Origin of the sequence: Puia sp. (assembly GCF_035546395.1) — a bacterium.
Lineage (GTDB): Bacteria > Bacteroidota > Bacteroidia > Chitinophagales > Chitinophagaceae > Puia.
In genome coordinates this window covers 273292-287397 of sequence record NZ_DASZXR010000019.1, presented here as the reverse complement: position 1 = coordinate 287397, position 14106 = coordinate 273292, and the positions used below count along the sequence as shown (strand labels likewise).

At 54.9% G+C, this 14106-nt stretch carries 10 protein-coding genes; 5 read left to right on the top strand and 5 right to left on the bottom strand.

The window, feature by feature from the left end; translation table 11 throughout:
* The first annotated feature begins 20 nt into the window (after positions 1 to 20).
* The 5 genes from gpmI to uvrC all read left to right on the top strand — a co-directional run bounded on the left by gpmI (position 21) and on the right by uvrC (position 6473).
* Entirely contained in the window at positions 21 to 1547 is a 1527-nt protein-coding gene (gene gpmI / locus VHE34_RS27555; RefSeq protein ID WP_325594070.1) for a 2,3-bisphosphoglycerate-independent phosphoglycerate mutase, read from the top strand.
* 123 nt (positions 1548 to 1670) lie between these two features.
* Entirely contained in the window at positions 1671 to 2246 is a 576-nt protein-coding gene (locus VHE34_RS27550) for a sigma-70 family RNA polymerase sigma factor (RefSeq protein ID WP_325594068.1), read from the top strand.
* A 46-nt stretch (positions 2247 to 2292) separates the two neighbouring features.
* Entirely contained in the window at positions 2293 to 3906 is a 1614-nt protein-coding gene (locus VHE34_RS27545; RefSeq protein WP_325594066.1) for a hypothetical protein, read from the top strand.
* Between the two features lie 100 nt (positions 3907 to 4006).
* On the top strand, positions 4007 to 4624 hold the full coding sequence (locus VHE34_RS27540; protein WP_325594062.1) for a hypothetical protein: 618 nt from the start codon (positions 4007 to 4009) through the stop codon (positions 4622 to 4624).
* A 7-nt stretch (positions 4625 to 4631) separates the two neighbouring features.
* Positions 4632 to 6473 carry an excinuclease ABC subunit UvrC gene (uvrC, locus tag VHE34_RS27535; protein ID WP_325594060.1) on the top strand — a complete coding sequence of 614 codons (1842 nt, stop codon included), beginning with the start codon at positions 4632 to 4634 and terminating at the stop codon, positions 6471 to 6473.
* A gap of 316 nt (positions 6474 to 6789) precedes the next feature.
* Here the strand turns inward: uvrC and gldN are convergent, their stop codons facing one another.
* The 5 genes from gldN to VHE34_RS27510 all read right to left on the bottom strand — a co-directional run bounded on the left by gldN (position 6790) and on the right by VHE34_RS27510 (position 14043).
* A complete protein-coding gene (gldN, locus tag VHE34_RS27530; RefSeq protein ID WP_325594058.1) occupies positions 6790 to 7812 on the bottom strand; it encodes a gliding motility protein GldN in 1023 nt (340 codons plus the stop codon).
* Between the two features lie 60 nt (positions 7813 to 7872).
* Positions 7873 to 9462, bottom strand: a complete 1590-nt coding sequence (gldM, locus tag VHE34_RS27525; protein WP_325594056.1) for a gliding motility protein GldM — start codon at positions 9460 to 9462, stop codon at positions 7873 to 7875.
* Between the two features lie 91 nt (positions 9463 to 9553).
* On the bottom strand, positions 9554 to 10330 hold the full coding sequence (gene gldL / locus VHE34_RS27520; protein WP_325594054.1) for a gliding motility protein GldL: 777 nt from the start codon (positions 10328 to 10330) through the stop codon (positions 9554 to 9556).
* 143 nt (positions 10331 to 10473) lie between these two features.
* A complete protein-coding gene (locus tag VHE34_RS27515; RefSeq protein ID WP_325594052.1) occupies positions 10474 to 11757 on the bottom strand; it encodes an SUMF1/EgtB/PvdO family nonheme iron enzyme in 1284 nt (427 codons plus the stop codon).
* A 180-nt stretch (positions 11758 to 11937) separates the two neighbouring features.
* Complete coding sequence (locus tag VHE34_RS27510; RefSeq protein ID WP_325594050.1) at positions 11938 to 14043, bottom strand: thioredoxin domain-containing protein; 2106 nt, start codon at positions 14041 to 14043, stop codon at positions 11938 to 11940.
* Positions 14044 to 14106 lie beyond the last annotated feature (63 nt).

Sequence of the window (14106 nt, the reverse complement as noted above, 5' to 3'; positions counted from 1 at the left end):
CCCACAAAACAAACGAATTTATGCCAGCTAAGAAGAAAGTCATCCTTGTCATAATGGACGGGTGGGGTCTCGGCCGGACGGCTGCCGCCGACGCCATCCGCAACGCCAACACCCCTTTTGTCAGCAGTCTTTATCAGCAATATCCCAACACGACGCTGGTTACTTACGGCGAGGAAGTGGGTTTACCGGAGGGGCAGATGGGCAATTCCGAGGTAGGCCATCTGAACCTGGGGGCCGGGCGGATCGTCAACCAGGAGCTGCAACGGATCAACGTTGCGATCCGGGACGGGTCTTTTGCCAAAAACCCGGTATTGCTGGAGGCGGTACGGGGGGCAAAGGAGGCGGGCAAGGCGCTGCATCTGATGGGCCTGGTCAGCGACGGCGGGGTCCACAGCCATACCCGGCACCTCAAGGCCATCGTCGACGTCTGCTTCCGGGAGGGACTGAAGCAGGTGTTTGTCCATGCCTTCACCGATGGGCGGGACACCGACCCCAAGAGCGGGCTTGGGTTTGTCCGCGATCTCCAGGCTCATCTGGACAAAACAACGGGCAGGATCGCCTCGGTGAGCGGCCGGTATTATGCGATGGACCGGGACAAGCGCTGGGAGCGGGTCCAGCTGGCCTATAATGCGATGGTGCGGGGGGTAGGCGAAAAAGGTACGGATGCGCTGGCGGCTATCGAGCAATCCTATCATGCCGGGATCACCGATGAGTTTATCAAGCCCACGGTGATCGTCGGTGAGGACCAGCAGCCGCTGGCCCTGATCAAGGACGGGGACTATGCCCTTTGCTTCAATTTCCGGACGGACCGTTGCCGCGAGATCACCGAGGTGCTTACCCAGCGGGACTACCCGGATCCGGGGATGAAAAAGCTGTCGCTGAACTATACCACGATGACCCAATATGATGCCAGGTTCAAGGGGGTCCGGGTGATCTTCGAGAATGACGATCTTTCCAATACGCTTGGGGAGGTCATTGTGGCCCATGGTTTGAAGCAGATCCGGATCGCGGAGACGGAGAAATACCCGCATGTCAGCTTTTTCTTCAGTGGCGGCCGGGAGGTTCCCTTTGACGGAGAGAAGCGGATCATGATCCCTTCGCCGAAGGTCGCGACCTATGATCTGAAGCCTGAGATGAGCGCCAATGAGCTGACTGATGCAATTGTGCCGGAGATAAATGGAAAGACGGCCGATTTTATCTGTCTCAATTTCGCCAACGCGGATATGGTGGGTCATACGGGGGTCTGGGCGGCGGCGATCAAGGCGGTGGAAACGGTGGACCGATGCGTGGAGCGGGTCGTGTCGGCGGCGCTGGACAACGGCTATACGGTGTTCCTGACGGCCGATCATGGGAATGCGGACTTTATGATCAACGATGATGGAAGTCCCAACACTGCGCATACGATGAACCCCGTGCCTTTCTTCATCATCGACAAGGAATGGAAGGGTAAGCTCCGGCCGGGGAAGCTGGGTGATCTTGCGCCTACTATTCTGACAATGATGGGTTTACCGATTCCTGCGGAAATGACGGGCGAAATATTGATCTGACGCGGCCTGCGGCTGCTTCGGACGTGAGCTGCGCGCCTTTGGTGCGCAGCTTCTTTTTTTATTAGTGCGCAGCTTTACCTCACAAAAATTGTCTAAATTACAGGGCAACCAACTGCGGTTAGTATGACCGAAGAAGCCATCTTACAAGGCTGTTTAAAAAATGAGGCTGCTGCCCAACGGGAACTGTACAATCGTTACAGCCCGAAGATGCTGGCCGTCTGCTACCGGTTCGCCCACAACAGGGAAGATGCGGAGGATATGTTACAGGAGGGGTTTATAAAAGTATTTTCCCAGATGCACACCTTTCAGAACAAGGGTGCATTTGAGGGTTGGATCAGGCGCATCATTGTTCATACCTGTATCAACAACCTGAAAAAGAACAAGCGGTTCAACGAAAGCCTGGACATCGTGCACGCAAGCGGCGTGCAGGTGAGGGAGGAGACGGTCCCGTCGATCGTACAGGCCAAACAGATAGTAGAATGCATCCGCATTTTACCGATCGGTTACCGCACTGTTCTCAATCTCTACGCGATAGAAGGTTATTCGCATAAGGAGATTGCCGATATGTTGGATATCGAAGAAAGCACAAGTCGCTCACAATATACAAGGGCAAAGCAGATGTTGGAAGAGATCCTCATCCGGAAGAAGATCCTTACGAAACCAAGAGAGAAGGCCGAATGGTTGGTAGCTGTCCGTTAGTCTAAAATCCTGTTCCTATGAAAACATGCCTAAAACTGATTGACAAATGAAGGAGAGCAACTTCTATAGTGATGAATTTGAGCAACTGATCCGGGACAAGACAGAACAATACAAGATGTACCCTTCGGAACGCGTATGGAAAGGAGTTCATAATTCATTACATACAAGGAGAAGGTGGTTTATCGGAAGTATGTCTTTACTGGTTACGGGTATCCTCTTTTTTGCCGGGAGAGAATTGATCACGCCTTCGGCTCATTCCGTCGTTGTCCGTAAGCCTACCTTTACGACGGCTGCCGAGGCCCCAAAACCCTGGCTTGCCGCTCACATCCCTCACACTGCGTTGTCGACCTATCGTTCTTCCAATTCTTCTTCGGGCGCGAAGCATAACAATATTGCGGAGAACGATGCCGAAGACGGGCAGGACCCTGAATATAAAGAGATATCCATCACGCTCAGTCATCCGGTGATCGATCCTTCCGATCTGTCCGGGTGGTTAAGCCGTGTCCAGCTGCCCGATCATGCTCCGGAGATCGCCGTCATTGCCGCGCGGACCGTTGCGGGGGAAGGCGGCCGGCCGGCGGAAGACGGACTCAGGACCGGTGTCAGACCGGGACCGGAGAATGCTTTGCTGCGTGAGGCGGGCGATCTTGCCGATGCCGATGGGCTTTCTGCGCGGCAGGTGCTGGAGAGTTTGAGTGGGAGAGAGGCCAATGATGGCGCTGATGGATCCCGGCATTTGCGGACAGGCGGCCGGCTTGCCAAGAGCCGATCCAACGGCAATGGCGTTGCTGGCGAGGGGCTGTTACCCGATTCCGTCTTTTACGGGAACAAGGCTTCGGCTGCCGCTATTGCAGAGGCACAGGACCGGCAGCGGATCAACTGGCTGCATGACTATGCGATGAACACTCTCCCGATGCCTTCCAGGCGGGGGCGGACCTTTTTCCAGCTGACCTTGTCGCCGACGGTCAATTACCGCAGCCTTAACAACGTCGACCCTTCGTATGAAAAATACGGAAACTTCTCCGTCAACCCGTCACTGCTTCTGAACCATTCCGCAGCCTTTGGATTCGAGTTCGGTGGCAGCATCCTCTACCGGCTGACGAGGAATCTCACCGTAAAGGGCGGGCTGCAGTTCAACTTCGCGCGGTATAAGATCACGGCCTTTGCCGATTCCAATGCCCCGCAGAATCCAGTCCTCGATTCCTATATCGGCTATATGCAGGGTTTAGCCAGTAATCAGGGATCGGGCACCCAACAGCGAAATAATGCCCCACCCCCTCCTCCCATGAACAAACTGACCCTGAACAACGACTACTACCAATTGTCCGCGCCGATCGGCTTCGAGCTGCGGGTACTGGGTAACGAGCGTTTGCAGTTCAACCTGGGGGCGACGGTACAACCCAGCTATCTTCTTGGCGCCAACTGGTATATGCTATCGCAGGACCTGACACAGGTAGGCAAGGAGCCGGCGGGGTACCGGAAATGGAATGTCAGCGGCGGACTCGAAGCCTTCCTCTCCTATCGCGTTGGAGGTGTCCGCTGGCAGATCGGTCCTGAGTTCCGCTACCAGTTCCTGTCCACCTATACTTCCCAGTCGGTCTACAGCGAGAATCTGAAGACTTACGGGCTGAAGATCGGGCTTGTCAAGTCGCTGCCCTAGGGCGAGGGGCCCGGCCGAAGGCCAATTTCAGACGTTCGCGCCAAGTTCCGATTTTGGCTAAGACGGGCCTCAGGCGCGAAACTAGCTGTATCTTTGCGGAATGAAGTTTTTCATTGTCCTTTGTCTTGCCGGCGCCGCACTGCTCGGCGCCTGTTCCAATCATCAACAACCCGCTACTGCTGCAAGCGACACCCCGGCCAGGGCCGACTCCGGCGCCACCAGGAACGCCTTCTTCCCCGTCGCCGACTACCTGGAGGCGGAGATCCGTTCGGTGGACTCCGCCCCGTTGGCGAAGAAGATGTTCACCGTCCGCAACGGTCATACCGACTCCGTCTTTCTCGAGCTTCCGGAGTTCAACCAACTGGCTTTTCAGTTCGTGCCGCGAGAGCTGGCCGATAGCGAATTCGAAAAGAATTTTACCGAGACTTCTTTCGAGGATAAGGCAACCCGATCGATCACCTTTACCTACTCCCCTATCGGCGCCAATACCGAGCTGCAACGCGTGGATGTGCTAACCGTTCCGGGGACGCGGTCCATGGAGGTGAAAAGTGTGTACCTGGAAAAACTCCGTAAGAGCGGGGACAGCGTGATCCTGCAGAAAATGTTCTGGCGGGCGCAGCGCAATTTCAGCATCGCGACCCTTGTCCATGTGAAAGGAATTCAGGCCGGCGAAGACCAGATACGGGTAGTGTGGGACGATTCGCCGGAAGAGGAATAACCAGTTTATGACAGCCGAACAATTCAGCCAGATCGCTTCGACGATACCCCTGAATCCGGGTATCTATAAATATTTTGACGCACAGGACGAGCTTATTTATGTTGGCAAGGCGAAGAGCCTGCGTAAGCGCGTGAGTTCGTACTTTACCAAGACCTTCACCACCTATAAGACGCATGAGCTGGTGCAGCGTATCCGCCGGATCGAATTCACCATCGTCGGCTCCGAGCAGGATGCGTTCCTGCTCGAGAATTCGCTGATCAAGCAATTTCAGCCAAAGTTCAATATCAACCTCAAGGACGATAAAAGCTATCCTTATATCGTCATCAAGAACGAGCCTTTTCCACGGGTGTTTCTTACAAGGCGGAAGATAAACGACGGATCGGAATATCTTGGGCCCTTCACGTCGGTAGGCCGGGTGCGCGAGCTGCTCGACTTTGTCAAGAGCAATGTCCAGCTGCGCACCTGCCAGCTGAATCTTGCGGAATCACAGATCAAGAAGGGAAAGTATAAGGTTTGTCTCGAGTATCACCTGGGGAATTGCAAGGGTCCCTGTGAGGGACTGCAGACCGCCGAAGACTATGCCGAAGGGCTGGTGCAGCTGCGCAACATCCTGAAGGGTAACCTCGGGCCACTGATGCAGCAGTTCAAAAAAGAGATGCGGGAGCGCGCGGCGAACATGGAGTTCGAGAAGGCCGAGATGATCCGCAAGAAGATCGAGCACCTCGAGAACTATGAGGCGCGATCGGTGATCGTCAGCAAGCATCTGAGCAATGCCGATGTGTTCTCGATCGCCCGCGACGGCGATCTTGCCTATATCAATTACCTGATGGTGGAGACGGGCACGATCGTCCAGACGCATACTGCCGAGGTGGAAACGCACCTCGAAGAATCCGACGAGGAGGTGCTGGCCTTCACTGCGGCGCAGCTGCGGCAAACATTCAACAGCGCGGCGAAGGAACTGATCCTTCCTTTCCCCATCGAATTTCCGGAGGAGGGGGTCACGCAGACCATTCCGAAGGGCGGCGATAAGAAGCAGCTGCTGGAGCTTTCGGAGAAGAACGTACACTATTTCCGCGAAGAGCTGCGGCGCAAACAGATGTTGCAGCTGCAGGGTAAGACGGCCGATCAGCGCCGGCAGGTGCTGGTACAGCTGATGGAAGATCTGCAGCTGCCCGCACTACCGGTGCATATCGAGTGCTTCGACAACTCCAACTTCCAGGGAAGCTATCCCGTGTCTGCGATGGTCTGCTTCCGCGATGGAGTAGAAAGCAAGAAGGACTACCGGCATTTCAATGTCAAGACGGTGCAGGGGATCAACGATTTTGCGACGATGAAGGAGGTGGTCCACCGGCGCTATAAGCGGCTGATGGATGAACAACAGTCTTTGCCGCAGCTGGTCATCATTGACGGCGGCAAGGGGCAGCTTGGGGCTGCGATGGAGAGCATTGCCGAGCTGGGGCTTTCGGGGATGATGACGGTTGTGGGGTTGGCGAAGAATGAGGAAGAGATCTTCTTTCCGGGGGATACCGAATCGGTCAAACTTCCTTATAATAGCGATAGCCTGCACCTGGTGCGGCGCATTCGGGATGAAGTGCATCGGTTTGGCATAACTTTCCACCGCAAGCAGCGGAGCCGGGGGACGTTTACGAACGAGCTGGAGCATATCGAGGGGATCGGGAAGAAAACAGCAGATCTGTTGTTGAAGCGGTTCCGGAGTGTCAATAAGGTACGGCAGGCGCCGGAGGGTGAGTTGGCGGAGGTGGTGGGGGCGGCGAAGGCCAAACTCATTCGCGCCCATTTTGGGGGGACCGGGCCGGGGGATGGGGCTGAGACGGGAAATGGGGGATGAGGCGCTAAAACCGGCCTGAAATGGCTGTAAGGGGGCAGTGTAATGACGGTAGGGGATAAAAAAAGGGGCCCGGATAGACATCCAGCCCCGTTTTTAAAATCCAATATCCTATGAAAAACCGTTGTAAAAGTAGTAAAAGGAATTGATTCGACAATACCCGATATTGGGTATTTTTAAAAAAAAGTTATTGAATTAACTAATTAATTTATAGTTATTTAACAAGGTGATGCAAGACTGTTGCAGGCCTGTTGCAGAGCTAAAACGATTGAGGCCCCACCATCAGGTAGGGCCTCAATTTTTTGAATATTTTGAGCTTTTAATACGACCAGAGGTCCTGTTCGTAGTTGAAGATCTTCTCTTTGATGTTGTCTCCTTCGAGCAGACGGAGGATGGGGTCCTTGATATAGTTCTCGATGTACTGGTCGCCGGGGTTGTCGATGGTCGACTTTACGATCCGGGGAGCGAACATGCGGGCCTCGAACAGCTCTTCCCAGCTCATGCGGGCGCCATAGTTCTTGCCGTTGTAGGCTTCGTATTTGGCGAGCAGGGGGCGGCAGTCGGGGTAATACACCCAGAAAATGGGGAGAACGGCGCGGAAGGAACCGTCGGGGTTCTTGATGGTCTTTTCGGGGGCGATGCCGAGGATGCGAACGTGCAGGCGGCTGGACTCCTTATCGAAAACCCATTCTTCCTTTATCTGGTAGCGTTCGATGTCTTCGGGGTTGAACTCTTCCTGTATCATGGAGTCCTTCATGAGGCCTTTGGAACCGTCCGGGTCATTGACATAGTCAGGAATCTGCACGGAGTGGGGCTTTCCGACGACATTGTTGGCGATGTCCTTAAATGTGGTGGGAGTAGAGAACCGGTCGTCGGCGAAGGCCGTGACCTGCCCGTTTTTGATGGCCTGGAGCAGGATTTTGATAAACATCTGGCTTCCATTGTCTTCCACCGCTTTGTAAACAAACGGAAGGTTCATTTTTTCGTGAACGTCGATCTCTTCCCAAACCCGTTGGCGGTAGACGGCATCGTCCTCGCGGATGTGCTCGTAGGGCAGGGGATTACGATCTTTTACCAGATTGCGCTCGATGATCGCGTCGTTGCGGAGCGACCGGCGGGGAGTATCCAGTTTAATATCCGCGTCCAATACGGCAACGGGCTTCGCTGTGGTGTCCTTGACGGGAGCCACGGTAGCGTCGGCCGGCTTGTTCCTGGCGACGTTGGTCTTTTTTGCGGGCGCCTTCTTCTTTACGACACGCTTCCTGGTTTGAGCGTCCACACTACCAGCCAGGAGGAAGATCGCCAGGGCCAGCATACTAAATCTGATAAGATACTTTTTCATCGCTCTGTATTTGTGTTCATTTAGAAAGACCTGTCTGCTGAGCAGACAGGTCTGGAAAGTTTATTTCAGGCTGAATACCATGGCGGGCAGCTCGCGGATGCGACCGTCCTTACCCTGTACCCGAACATTATCAAAGAATACGTTGGTCCCGGGTCCGGCCTGGTTGATCAGCGCCGCGGCGGCACCCGTCCAACGGTTGCCTTCGTTCTGGGCTTCGCGGTACTGGGAGACCGGGCCACCGACGGCGGCTACCTTATATCCTACAACCTTGAAGGAGGAGGCGAATTCGGAGTTTTCCAGCTTGGCGATGACACCGCCCATGGCCTTGAACTCGGCGGAGGGCATAGCGCCACCCATCTTGGTTCCTACGAAACCGGTGGGGTTCGGCAGGTATTTAACGCGCATTTCGAATTCGGTCTTTTTGCCGTCGGCGTCGACAATGATCTTGCCCATGCCGGGGGTCTTGGGGATCGCTACCCAGGAGTCGCCGTCGGTGTGGTTGATCTCGCCGTTGGTGAAGGTAACGTGAACTTTTTCACGGCCTACGCTACCGCCGGAGATCTTGATCGGGTTTTCTTCCGCAACGTACAGTACGTTCATCTTCTCGAGGAAGACGGAGGCGCCGGAGGGCTGACCAACGGTGTATTTTACGTCCTTTTCAACGGGAACGATGGTGCCATCGGGTTTTGCGTATTCGATCTTGACGTGGACATTACCGGTAGAGGAGACCTTACTTTTCCATTCTGCAACGCCATCCGCATTCACGGGGACTTCGGCGCCGTTGATCGAGATCCTGGGCTTGGCAGCGGAGCTAAAGGCGCCGATACCTGCCTTAACCGAAAGCTCGTCGCCGGGCATCAGATAGGTAGCGCTGGGGGATACGATGGCGTCGAACTTATCGAATACGATCTTCACTTCGCCGATCTGTTTGTGCAGGTAGTCTACAACCTGCGACTCGGAGTTCTTCACATCGCTCTGGAATTTGCTGAGGATGGTAAGAGCGGCGACGGTGGGAGTCATGTGGAAATAGCGGACGGTCCAGTTCTTGGCGCTGTCGCTGCCGATGGTCGTGTTGCCGGACTCGGACGGCGGGATGCGCGTATCGAGGGGCAGGCTATGGGAAAACTCTTTCTGTTGTTTTACGAGGTCTTCCTTGACTTTATCGCCTTCTTCCGGGTATTTAGCCGGGTCGAGCAGCGCGAGCAGGTCGAGGCGGTATTGTTTCAACTTTGCGTACAGCTTGGGGCCTTCGCCGCCTTTGTCCATGATCCGCGTAGCGGCGTCAAGGTTTCCTTCGGTGTATTCTCTGCGGCCTTCCTTGTTCACCTTGGGATTAGACTCGGTGATGAGCTTTTCCTTGAGTTGATCCAGGTAAGCCGAGAGGTCTTTCGACAGCTTTTGGACCTGTTGTGCGGGGGGCGCCCAGACCTTGGCCTTGGCCATGGTTTGCGGGTCGGTTATCTCCTTCGCAAATGCTGCGTAGGTGAGATTGTTCTTCTCGTCGATGACCTGATTGGATTTTTCAATACTGTGATTGACGGTCTTGAAGGCGTTCAACACCTCTACCGATACGTTCAGCGCCAGCAGCGCGGTGAGTACCAGGTACATCATGTTGATCATCTTCTGCCTCGGTTCTTTAGGTAGAGACATGGGTCAGTAATTATTTTGTGTGTGCTGGATGTTTAGTTTTTCATAAAGATTTCATGCGGGCCGGAAAAAACGGGCTCAGGCACAATGGCTTTTATGCCTGGCGGCCTTGCATGGCACTCAGCATGTTACCATATACATGGTTGAGGTTACCCAGGTTCTTGGCCAGCAGTGCGATCTGCTCTTGCGTTTTCTTCGCATCGGCGACGCTACCCTGCATGGTTTCGGAAGCCTTCACCAGGTTACCATAGAAGTTGTTCATGGCTTTCAGGTGGTTGTTGGTATCCTGCAGTTCCAGTTCGTAGATGGCGTTCAGAGAACCGAGGTTCTTGGTGAGCACCTGTACCTGCGAATGGAATTGTTTGGTGCTGTCGGCAGCGGCGTTGAAGCTGGTGATGGTGTTGGTAGCACTCTGGTAGGCGCCTTTCATGCTATCCAGGGCCAGAGCGGCTTCCTTCGTCTTGTTCGTGTAATCCGTAGTGGCAGACAGGGCGCCGGAGACGTCGCTGATCTTTTCCACGGTGGTGCCGAACTTCTTGAAGCCTTCGCTCAGCTTGGTGAGGTTAGCCGGGGTGATGTCGGCTTCCTGCAGCATTTTGTCCATCTTTTCCAGGGCCGGGTTACCGGGGGTACCGCCGCTGGCCAGTTTGGGGAGCGCTTCGACCAGGGCATGCATTTCACCTCCGGGAGGCGGCAGGAATGCGTACACGAGGAAGATAAGGGCTTCCGTCAACAGGCCGGCAGTCAGGAAGAAGTCGGCCAATGCGGTGTGCAGGATCTTCTGAAGGGCGCCGAAGATAACGACGGCCGCGCCAACGCACACGATGATATTGATAAGTCTTTCGGTAGATTTTGATACTCCAGCGCTCATAGTGATTAATTTTTAATTGTTTGTAAAGGATTTTAAAGGGTTTTGGAAAAAGAGTTCCGAATTGATTTTTGGTTAGTTTTTACAAAATCAAAAACGAGTTTTCTACGTGAATATTTTAGTGCCCTCGAAAGATAATCCAAGGATTATCGACGGTTACCCGTGACGGTCGGAGACAGGTCGATCACACAACGGAAGCCGATGTATGACTTGGCCGTATCCTGGTATTCGTAGGATCTGGCGCTGGTTTGCAGGTAGAGGCCTACGTCCTTCCAGCTGCCGCCGCGAACGACCTTACGTTTCATACGGGGGGGATCGGAGTCATTGGCATTCCAGCGGATGTCGGGGTTCATATCGTGCTGGAAGTTATAGGCACCTTCATAATAGAAGGAGGAAGTCCATTCCGCCACGTTCCCGGCCATGCAATACAGGCCGAAATCGTTGGGCCAGTAGGCGTCAGCGCGGACGGTGTAGAAGCCGCCGTCCTCGGGGTAGTTACCGCGGCCGGGTTTGAAGTTGGCGAGCAGACAGCCGCGTTTGTTCCGCAGGTAGTAGTTACCCCAGGGATACATCGACTGGGAGCGGCCGCCGCGGGCTGCGTATTCCCATTCCGCTTCGGTGGGCAGGCGGAAGCTGGACTCGGTGGCCATTTTCTTGGCTTCGAGGTGAGCGTTGAGGTAGTTGGTGCGCCATTCGCAGAACACGGTAGCCTGGTTCCAGTTGACCCCTACGACCGGGTAGTTACCGAAGGCGGGGTGGGAATAGTACCGTTTGGTCATCGGTTCGTTGTAGGCGTAGGAGAAGTCGCGGATCCACACCAGGGTGTCGGGGTAGACCTTGACGTTCTTCTTCCGGATATAGAGGCTGCGGGGCTTGCCTTCGTTGCCTTTGGCAGCCGCCTCTTTGAGGTCGAAAGTTTCGGAGTGATATTCCAGCTTGGCGGGATCGATCTCTTTCCTGCCGAAAACGCGGTTCTCGGGAGTGACGATCATGGCATTCAGCTTTTCGACGGTGGCCTTGTCGCCCCACTTGATCGTGGCGGCCCTTTTCCAGTCGATCTGGAAGCGACCGTCTACGTCTTTGCCATACTGCAGCTGGGTGGCGGCGATGGAGTCGCGTACCCAGTTTGTAAACTGCCGGTATTCGTTGTTGGTAATCTCAGTTGCATCCATCCAGAAACCGCTGATCGAGATCTGCCTGTTACGGGCAGTGTAGGAATAGTTCATATCCTCGTCGCTGGGACCCATGTGGAAGGTGCCCGGTGGGATATAGACCATGCCTGGGGGTTTGGAGAGATTGTAAGCACTTGCGGGAGCTACGCCATGTAGCTGTCCGTCGTCTGCGATGCCTTTTCCGGATTTTCCACCTAGTTTACAGCCTGCCATCGTAAAGAGGGCGAAAAAGGCCGTTAAAACGGATAGGTTTTTCATTTTCATAATTTTGAAGGGTATTGGGCAAAAAAAGTCTTTTGACAACATCTCGCTACAAGTTTAAAATTATTTTTTCGAAAGTCAAAGCATCGCTCCGACCATTTCCCTTGTCTGATCGGGTGACGACGCGCTTTGAACTGGTTTCCAGATGCTAAAGTCATAAACGCCACCCAGGCCGGATTATTGTACATTCGGAACGCTAATCTTATACACATTTTCCACGAGACGGATTGCCGTAGCAACTTCATTAACAGGGAGTTGGCATGCGTAGTTTTGGCACACGAAGATCAGGGGATCCTGCCCTGCCGGCTTGTCCCTCAGCAAGGGAAATTGGGTATTTTCCTCCTGTGAAGACTGGAAAACCCGGTAAGGAATCAAGTGCGATAAGAACTCCTTCCGGGCATTTTCCGGCCGGTGGCCGGTGATAACTACCTCCGGTATAGTATACGCAAGGGCTTGAAATATGGTTGCCCAAACGCCAAAAGAGCCGGGGTAGCTGATGACGGGCCGATGCAGCGCTGCTGCCATCCGGCTGGCGCGCTTGGTCCACTCCCTTTCATCGAAGACTATTCCCAGGTATAACAAATTGCTTGCCATCATGGAATTTCCAGAGGGCGTAGCTCCGTCGTAAATCTCTCTTTTTCGCAGAAGGATGTCTTTCTGTCCTTCGTGGGTATACAGGAAGAACCCGGTGTCCGGCTCGCTGAAGTGCCGGATCACGAACTGGAGGAGGTGTTTTGCCTCGATGAGGTAGTCCCCGTTGCCCGTTATTTCCTGCAGGTGGAGGAGGGCGCTGATGAGTGCGGCGTAGTCGTCGAGAAAGGCCGGCACGCGGGCTTCTCCTTTGAACGCGTGATGGTAGTGATAGACGCCTTCACCCTTGAACCGGCTGCGGAGGAAGTCCATGTTGGCGATGGCCATCTGCCGGTAGCGGTCGTTGCCCAGTGCGGCATAAGCCTTTGAAAGGCCGATGTTAAGGAGGGCGTTCCACCCCAGAAGGATCTTGTCGTCCAGGGCGGGGCGGACCCGGGTGTTCCGGCGCTCGAGCAGCCGTTGCCGGGCGGTTTGGAGGATCCCCCGCGCGACCGGCTCGGAGGGAGTCTCCGCGGTCCGGGTAAGGATATTCTTTCCTTCCCAGTTGCCTTCGGATGTGACTCCATAATATGTATTGAAGAGAGCCGCATCCTGGCCCAGAAGCAGGTCGATCTCGGCTTTATCCCATACATAATATTTTCCTTCAATTCCTTCGCTGTCGGCGTCCAGCGAGGAATAATAGCCATGTTCTTTATTACCCAATTCCCTTTCGATGAACTCAATGCTACGTTCAATCGCCTCCCTGTACACCAGCTTGCGGGTCAACTGGTAGGCCTCGCTAAGCGTAGTGATCAGCAAGGCATTGTCATATAGCATTTTCTCGAAATGGGGAACCAGCCACTCCCGGTCGGTCGAGTAGCGGGCGAATCCGCCGCCGAGCTGGTCGTAGAGGCCGCCGCGGATGATTTTATCCAGGCTGAGGCAGGCCTGGTCGAGGACCGACTTGTCCCGGGTGAAATAATACTGATTGAGGAGGAAGCGGATGGAGAAGGTCTGGGGGAATTTGGGTGCTGCGCCAAAGCCGCCTTCTTCTTTGTCGGCGGCGGCCATCAGCTGGTCGGTGGCTTGTTGCAGGGTGGCGGGCTGGAAGATGTTGCCGGGGTCCTCGCCGGGGCCTGGCTCTTTTCCGGAGCCGGCCTTTTTGCCGGAACCGGGTTCTTCCTTGCCGGCGCCGATATCGAAGCTGCCGAGGGTTGCGACGTGCCGGGTGAGGTTTTCGGCCTGTTGTTCCACCTCCTTGCGGCGGTCGCGAAAGGCGTTGGAGACCCCTGCAAGGACTTCGCGCCAGCTGTTGCGGTGGTGTACGGGGCGGGGTGGGAAATAGGTCCCGCCGTAAAAAGGTTTGCCTTCGGGAGTCAAAAAGACGTTGAGCGGCCAGCCTCCGCTGCCGGTCATCGCCTGGACGGCATCCATATAAATATGGTCGAGATCGGGGCGTTCTTCGCGGTCGATCTTGATGTTGACGAAATGCTCATTCATGAATTGGGCCGTCTCTGTGTCCTCGAAGCTTTCCCGTTCCATAACGTGGCACCAGTGGCAGGCGGCGTAGCCGATGCTGACCAGGATGGGCTTATCCTCCCGGCGTGCGGTGTCGAGGGCTTCATCGCCCCAGGCATACCAGTCGACCGGGTTATGCGCGTGTTGTAATAAATACGGACTTGTCTCCTTTGCGAGACGGTTCGGACGATTCATATTTTTGGGCCTTCGCCTTCTTTGAAAATTTAGCCTTCGGCCAGCGAACCTGTGGTCCGCCAG

Excerpts from the sequence above, each read along its gene's own strand:
- gpmI (WP_325594070.1), top strand. The coding sequence starts at position 21 with ATGCCAGCTAAGAAGAAAGTCATCCTTGTCATAATGGACGGGTGGGGT.
- VHE34_RS27550 (WP_325594068.1), top strand. The coding sequence starts at position 1,671 with ATGACCGAAGAAGCCATCTTACAAGGCTGTTTAAAAAATGAGGCTGCT.
- VHE34_RS27545 (WP_325594066.1), top strand. The coding sequence starts at position 2,293 with ATGAAGGAGAGCAACTTCTATAGTGATGAATTTGAGCAACTGATCCGG.
- VHE34_RS27540 (WP_325594062.1), top strand. The coding sequence starts at position 4,007 with ATGAAGTTTTTCATTGTCCTTTGTCTTGCCGGCGCCGCACTGCTCGGC.
- uvrC (WP_325594060.1), top strand. The coding sequence starts at position 4,632 with ATGACAGCCGAACAATTCAGCCAGATCGCTTCGACGATACCCCTGAAT.
- gldN (WP_325594058.1), bottom strand. The coding sequence starts at position 7,812 with ATGAAAAAGTATCTTATCAGATTTAGTATGCTGGCCCTGGCGATCTTC.
- gldM (WP_325594056.1), bottom strand. The coding sequence starts at position 9,462 with ATGTCTCTACCTAAAGAACCGAGGCAGAAGATGATCAACATGATGTAC.
- gldL (WP_325594054.1), bottom strand. The coding sequence starts at position 10,330 with ATGAGCGCTGGAGTATCAAAATCTACCGAAAGACTTATCAATATCATC.
- VHE34_RS27515 (WP_325594052.1), bottom strand. The coding sequence starts at position 11,757 with ATGAAAAACCTATCCGTTTTAACGGCCTTTTTCGCCCTCTTTACGATG.
- VHE34_RS27510 (WP_325594050.1), bottom strand. The coding sequence starts at position 14,043 with ATGAATCGTCCGAACCGTCTCGCAAAGGAGACAAGTCCGTATTTATTA.